This window comes from Methyloceanibacter marginalis, assembly GCF_001723295.1.
Classification (GTDB): domain Bacteria; phylum Pseudomonadota; class Alphaproteobacteria; order Rhizobiales; family Methyloligellaceae; genus Methyloceanibacter; species Methyloceanibacter marginalis.
Map to the genome: position 1 here is coordinate 1 of NZ_LPWD01000130.1, position 1828 is coordinate 1828.

Consider the following 1828-nt stretch of genomic DNA (forward strand, 5'->3'; position numbering starts at 1 on the left):
TAATACCGAATCGCCTAATTGCCGTTTCGCGCTCACCATAGACGCCGGAGAATGAGGCGTTGCAGGCGCGGGCGGCCGAAGTCGCCGAGAACGCCGCCAACGGTGCGCCGTCGTTGCCGACCACCATCGGCCAGGAACTTGCCACCAATCCCTTCCTGCGCGCGTCGAGCCCCGAGATCCAGCAGCGGCTCGGTCTCGAAGGGCAGCCGCTCGAAATGGTGTTCGGCGAGGTGCGCAAGCGCAAGGACCGGTTCTAGTTCGGCCCGCTAGCCCTGCTCGGTGCGCTTGTCGTAGCGGCGCTGCGCCGCGGCGATTTCCGGCTGATGCCGTCGCGCCCATTCGCCGAGCGCCTCGACGGGCTGCCAAAGCGACTTTCCGAGGTCCGTCAGTTCGTATTCGACGCGCGGCGGGATCGTCGGAAACACCGTGCGCGTCACGAGCCCGTCGCGCTCGAGTCCCCGCAGCGTCAGGGTCAGCATCCGCTGCGAGATGCCGCCGATCATGCGCTTGATCTCGTTAAAGCGCCGCGGTCCTGGACCCAGCAGGCTGATTATCAAGACGCTCCACTTGTCGCCGACGCGGGCAAGCACCGCGCTCACCGCGCGGCAGTCCTCGGACTGATGCTGCGGCGCGTGGGCGGTTACGTCTGTGTGCTCGGGTTTCAAAAAAGTGCCTTCTTGTGCGACTTGCCGAAGGTAACACATATAGCGTCAGGCACAATTGTATACCAGGGTGAAGGCCATGAAGCTACTGCACATCGATACAAGCATCCTCGGCGAGGACTCCGTTAGCCGCCAGGTTTCAGCCGCGATTGTCGACCGCCTGGGCGGGGAGAATCCTGGCCTTGAGGTGCGATACCGAGATCTTGCCGCCGAGCCGTTGCCGCATCTTTCCGGTGCGCATCTCGCCGACATGTCGGCCGGGGACGGGGCGCTGGACGAGTTCCTTGATGCGGACGTCGTTGTGATCGGGTCGCCGATGTACAACTTCTCGATTCCGAGCCAGTTGAAAGCCTGGCTGGACCGCATTCTCGTCGCCGGCAAGACGTTCCGCTACACCGAGCAAGGCGTCGAGGGGCTTGTCCCGGAGAAGCGCGTGATCATCGCAGTATCACGCGGCGGTCTCTATGGGCCGGACATGCCGGCCGCGGACGCCGAGCACGTCGAAAGCTATTTGCGCGCCGTGTTCGGCTTTATCGGCATCGAGCCGGAGGTTATCGTCGCCGAAGGAATCAAGATCGGGGTCGAGCAACGCGGCAAGGCCCTGACCGAGGCGTTGCAGGCTGCATCCAGTCTTCGCGCGGCCTGAGGCATGAACGGAGTGGGACTTGGCACTGTCGGCAGATGAGGTGATCGCGCAACTCGAGCTCGCGCCGCATCCGGAAGGCGGCTGGTTCCGCGAGACCTTCCGCGACGAGCCGGGGCATCAGGGCCGGGCACATTCGACCGCCATCCTATTTCTCCTTGAGTCCGGCGAGGTGTCCCATTGGCATCGCGTCGATGCGGCGGAGATGTGGCACTGGTATGCCGGCGCGCCCCTCCTGCTTGAGACTGCCGACGACAACCGCACGCGGCGGGAGCAGAAACTGGGACCGGACATTCTGGCCGGACAGCACCCGCAAGGCTTGGTGCCGGCAGGCGCGTGGCAAAGCGCGCGGAGCTTGGGCGCCTGGACGCTGATGGGCTGCACGGTGGCGCCGGGCTTCGACTTCGCAGGCTTCGAGCTCGCCCCTCAAGGCTGGGAGCCTTAGCCCAAGAAGCTCAACGAACTCATACCTCCCCCTCGTGGGGAGGTCGCGCGCATCGCGCGCGGGTGGGGGGATGGCGGC

At 65.2% G+C, this 1828-nt stretch carries 4 protein-coding genes; 3 read left to right on the forward strand and 1 reads right to left on the reverse strand.

Annotation, left to right across the window (positions count from 1 at the left end):
* Window positions 1-59 precede the first annotated feature (59 nt).
* A complete protein-coding gene (locus AUC71_RS05835; protein WP_069623512.1) occupies window positions 60-257 on the forward strand; it encodes a hydroxyacylglutathione hydrolase C-terminal domain-containing protein in 198 nt (65 codons plus the stop codon).
* A 9-nt stretch (window positions 258-266) separates the two neighbouring features.
* Here AUC71_RS05835 and AUC71_RS05840 read toward each other — a convergent pair whose 3' ends face one another.
* Window positions 267-665: a winged helix-turn-helix transcriptional regulator gene (locus AUC71_RS05840; RefSeq protein ID WP_069623513.1), complete on the reverse strand. Its 399-nt coding sequence runs from the start codon at window positions 663-665 to the stop codon at window positions 267-269.
* Between the two features lie 76 nt (window positions 666-741).
* Here AUC71_RS05840 and AUC71_RS05845 point away from each other — a divergent pair, with 76 nt between their 5' ends.
* Window positions 742-1308, forward strand: coding sequence for an FMN-dependent NADH-azoreductase (locus AUC71_RS05845; RefSeq protein WP_069623514.1), 567 nt, complete (start codon window positions 742-744; stop codon window positions 1306-1308).
* 25 nt (window positions 1309-1333) lie between these two features.
* A complete protein-coding gene (locus AUC71_RS05850; protein WP_069623515.1) occupies window positions 1334-1750 on the forward strand; it encodes a cupin domain-containing protein in 417 nt (138 codons plus the stop codon).
* Window positions 1751-1828: the final 78 nt, after the last annotated feature.